Consider the following 4,632-nt stretch of genomic DNA (forward strand, 5'->3'; position numbering starts at 1 on the left):
GTAAGATTAAATCTCAACTATTACATCTTATAAGACGACGTAGCCAATTTTGAAGTTCATCGAGTATACTACAACATTCTCTTCATCTGTTCTTGCTCTAATTTTTCTTCTTTATCTAGTTTATTTAAAAATTCTTTATAAAAACCGTTTGTTATATATACAAGTTCCATTTCGGTATTTAATTCCGAAGATTCAAGTATGATTAAACATTCACCATCCTTGAAAGTAACCACTTTATCATTTTCTTCTTCTAAACTATATTTATCTTTTAAAATGTTATAAAACTCTTCAAACTTATTTTTATCTATAGTTAAGATAACGGCTTCTATTACATTAAAATCATTACATATTACTAAAGCTTTAGATATAGCTTTTTCATTTGGTTCTATATAATAATTATATCCTTGCCAATAATTAGGTTCTTTATTGATGATTCTGTATTTTTTTGTTAAATCTATATTGGTAGTTTTATTTAATTCAAGACCAAGCGACATAGGATTAGAATAGGTATTTAAACAAAAAAATATAATTAATAAGGGTAATAGATTTTGCATAAATATATAATATTAAACAACAAATCTTAAATACTATAATATTTATATTATTTCAATTAAAAGTTAATACAATAAAAATCTTTACAAAATTTAGTGCAAAAAATAAAACCTCATATATTATAAGTAATTATATCTTTAGCTCATTACATGATAATCTTTAGTATAGTTTTTTTTAAAACCGTTTCGGTATTATTAAGTGTAGTAATAGGATTCTCAGCAGGTAAATATTCAAATGTTGAAAGAGATAGTATCTCTTCGTTACTATTTTATTTTATATCACCTATAGTATTTTTTACGATACCTGCTAGTACAACCTTAACACTTTCGGCATTAAGCGTTACGATCGTAACATTTGTAATTGCAACACTCTTATCGCTTTTTTCTTATTATTTTTTTGGTAAATTTTGGCAAGATCATACACGTAATATTATAGCTTTGTCTGCAGGTACGGCAAATGGCGGATATTTTATGTTGCCTATAGCTGCAGCACTTTTCGATGATTATACATTAAGTATTTACATGATGGCTGTTATAGGAGTTAATATTTATGAATGTTCTGTCGGCTTTTATATTTGTATGCGAAGTTTTGCAAATACCACCGATAGTATATTAAAAGTAGTAAAATTACCGATTTTAAATGCTTTTTTCTTGGGATGTTTATTTAGTTTTTGCGGTTTTACTTTACCGGATTTTTTAGATGATTTTATATATAATATGAAAGGTTCTTTTTCGATACTCGGTATGGTAATGGTGGGCCTTGCTCTTTCATCTCTACAAAAATTTGAAGTCGATATAAAATTTACTCTTGCTACGTTTGCTGCTAAATTTTTATTCTATCCTTTGGGAGTAGGGTTATTTATCATGTTTGATCATTTTGTAACAAAATGGTATAACAATGATTACTATAATGCTCTAAAACTACTTTCTACGGCACCGCTCGCAGCAAATACTATAGTTATAGCGAATTTACAGAAATTTTATCCTGAGAAAGTTGCAGCTACCGTGTTTTTATCTTTGCTTTTTGTAGTTATATATATGCCGACAATGGTCAGTATATTTTTAAGTGACTTAAATTAATAACATGATGACAATGATTTTTTTAAAATTTATTCTAAATTGGTATTAATAGGTTCATATGAAAATTAATTCAATAAAAATTGGTCCCTATATTAATTTATTACCTCTTCAATATATACCGAAACATAAAATTTCTTATGTGGAATTCGGTGATCCTAAAAATAAAAATATAATAGTATGTGCTCACGGATTAACTAGAAATGCTCATGATTTTGATAAAATAGCTAAAGAGTTAAGTAAAAATTATAGAGTAATTTCAATAAATTATCCTGGTCGTAGTGATAGCGAAAATTTTAAAAAAGCTAATCATTATAATTATACTACCTATATTAAAGACACGTTATTCTTTTTTAAAAGACTAAATATTGAAAAACCTATTTGGCTCGGTACTTCAATGGGCGGTATTATAGGTATGGTACTTGCCAGTAAATATAAAAATATTTTTAAAGCCTTAATATTAAATGATATAGGGGCATTTATTGATGCTGCTCCTTTAATTAAAATTGAAGGTTATGCTAAAAAAACGGTACTCTTAGATGATTTGGCTAGTGCAAAAGAACATTTAAAACTTATTTACGCCCAAATAGGTATTAAAGATGAAGAAGATTGGGATTATTTAACAAAATATAGCGTAATTTCTACATTTGGCGGAAAATATAAAATGAATTATGATCCTGCTATAACAAAAGGAATGAAAAATGCTAGTAACCAAGAAGATGTTAAACTATGGTCCGTATGGAATAAAATAAAATGTAGAATATTAGTAATTCATGGGATGAAATCTCAAATTTTAACAAAATCTACTGTTAAAAAGATGAAAGAAACAAAAACTTTTGATCTTTATGAAATAAAATATGCTGGTCATGCTCCTTCCCTAATGAATCCTGAAGAAATTAACTATATCAAATCTTGGTTAGAGAAGAAGTCTTGATGTCATTTCTGCGTGGACATCAAATCGTCATTGCGAGGAGCGAAGGGCTTTGTCGCATGGATCAAAAAACGCCCTCGGTGCCATACCGTGGCTTAACCGCGGTATCCAGAAGAACAACTAAAAATATCAATAATATTGATATTTTTAACTGGATCCCGTGAATAAATCACGGGATGACAGCAAAAAATTTGGATTCTCGCTTCCGCGGGAATGACATCGGAATCATTTAAATTAATAACAAATAATAATTATGAAAATTACTACTAAAGTACTAATAATAGGTTCAGGCCCTGCGGGTCTAAGTGCCGCTATTTATACGGCTAGAGCCGCTCTAAAACCAATATTAATTAATGGTATGCAGCCAGGCGGGCAGCTTACAATTACCACCGATGTTGAGAATTATCCCGGATTTGCGGAAACGGTGCAAGGACCTTGGCTTATGGAACAAATGTCTATGCAAGCTAAAAATGTCGGTACAGATATTATTAGTGATTATGCAGAAAAAGTGGATTTATCAAAGAGGCCTTTTAGAGTATTTACAGGATCAGGAAATGAATATGAAGCAGAAAGTATAATCATCTGTACCGGTGCAGAAGCAAAATGGCTTGGTATAGCTTCAGAGCAGGAATTTCGTGGTTTTGGTGTTTCGGCATGCGCTACTTGCGATGGTTTCTTTTTTAAGAATCAAGAAATAGTTGTAGTAGGGGGAGGAAATAGCGCAGTAGAAGAAGCTTTATACTTAACCAATCATGCTAGCAAAGTTACTATAATACATAGAAGAGATAGTTTTAGAGCTGAGAAAATATTACAGGATCGATTATTTAAAAATCCTAAAATATCGGTAATTTGGGATCATGTAGTAGATGAAATTGTAGGTAGCGATAAACCAAAATCCGTTACCGGAGTTAAAATTCAAAATGTCCACACCAAAGAAATTAGTTTAGTGAATTGTAGCGGTGTATTTATAGCTATCGGGCATGCACCGAATACGGGGCTATTTACCGGACAAATTGCAATGGATGACGATAATTATATCATCACGAAGTTAGGTACAACTAAAACTAGCGTAGAAGGGGTTTTTGCTGCCGGTGACGTTCAGGATAAAATTTATAGACAAGCAGTAACTGCTGCAGGTAGTGGCTGTATGGCTGCTCTTGAGGTAGAGAAATTTTTGAATAAATAATAAAATTCCTAAAAAAAGACATAATCATACAAGAATTTATTAATTTTTTTTAATGAATTCTTGTATTAAAAATTATAGCAATATAATCTTTCTTTCTAATTTTATAAAATAGAGAGGAATTATGCCTACACAGCACTTAACTTTAGAGAAAAAATGGGAAATTTTTTTAAAAGCTATAGGAGCAGCAATAGGAGTTACAAAGGTAACTGATAATAAAGTTATTTTTAAAACAACTTCTAATGACTTAGAACATTTTCGTACATTATTAGCTTCCCTTGATGAATTAAAGAAGAATGTGATACATGCTGTATTTAAGGATAATAAGGAGAATATAGTAGAATCTGAATTATATAATGCGGATACTTCAGATATAGAAATAGGAGAGTTATTTTATAAGCTAGTAGACGGTGATCTTATAACAGAGTATGGTTTATCTAAAATTTTAGAAACAATAAGATTAGAAGCTGAATTTAATAAAGAATTATTAACTGCTGAGATTCAACTCTCTTGTGGAAATCCAATAAAACATAAAATGGATGAATCCAAACTCGAGACATTACAAGCCGTTATAAGTGATGAAAATAAATTATCAAAAATTTTAACAGGTGAAGCAACACCGGCTACAGATTATACCCATCCACCTACTGAATTTTCTAAATTAATATCCCAAATTATTTCTCATAGAGAAAATAATAGCTTAACTTTTACTCTAAATAACGGTGCAGCAATGCAAGTCGTTCAAGTATAATGGACTGAGAAATCAAGACAAAAAATAATCAAATTCGTTTCCTATTTTTATTATATTGTTAAGCAGCTAATTGATAATAATTTTGCGTATAATTCAGATAAACATCCATAGGTTTTTTGTAACCAATACCCGAATGAAA

At 29.9% G+C, this 4,632-nt stretch carries 5 protein-coding genes; 4 read left to right on the forward strand and 1 reads right to left on the reverse strand.

Going from position 1 to position 4,632, the window contains the following annotated elements; translation table 11 throughout:
- Positions 1–68: 68 nt before the first annotated feature.
- The gene (locus KYQ89_RS04185; RefSeq protein WP_218460543.1) at positions 69–554 is read right to left on the reverse strand and encodes a hypothetical protein; all 486 of its coding nucleotides are present in this window, start codon (positions 552–554) and stop codon (positions 69–71) included.
- Between the two features lie 147 nt (positions 555–701).
- Here KYQ89_RS04185 and KYQ89_RS04190 point away from each other — a divergent pair, with 147 nt between their 5' ends.
- From KYQ89_RS04190 to KYQ89_RS07825, 4 genes are all read left to right on the forward strand, one after another.
- Positions 702–1,631, forward strand: coding sequence for an AEC family transporter (locus tag KYQ89_RS04190; protein WP_218460544.1), 930 nt, complete (start codon positions 702–704; stop codon positions 1,629–1,631).
- A 58-nt stretch (positions 1,632–1,689) separates the two neighbouring features.
- Complete coding sequence (locus KYQ89_RS04195) at positions 1,690–2,562, forward strand: alpha/beta fold hydrolase (RefSeq protein ID WP_218460545.1); 873 nt, start codon at positions 1,690–1,692, stop codon at positions 2,560–2,562.
- Positions 2,563–2,812: 250 nt separating this feature from the next.
- The gene (gene trxB, locus KYQ89_RS04200; protein WP_218460546.1) at positions 2,813–3,745 is read left to right on the forward strand and encodes a thioredoxin-disulfide reductase; all 933 of its coding nucleotides are present in this window, start codon (positions 2,813–2,815) and stop codon (positions 3,743–3,745) included.
- 121 nt (positions 3,746–3,866) lie between these two features.
- Positions 3,867–4,493: a hypothetical protein gene (locus KYQ89_RS07825; RefSeq protein WP_256621303.1), complete on the forward strand. Its 627-nt coding sequence runs from the start codon at positions 3,867–3,869 to the stop codon at positions 4,491–4,493.
- The last annotated feature ends 139 nt before the right edge of the window (positions 4,494–4,632 follow it).

Origin of the sequence: Rickettsia sp. TH2014, from assembly GCF_019249195.1 — a bacterium.
Classification (GTDB): Bacteria; Pseudomonadota; Alphaproteobacteria; order Rickettsiales; family Rickettsiaceae; genus Rickettsia; species Rickettsia felis.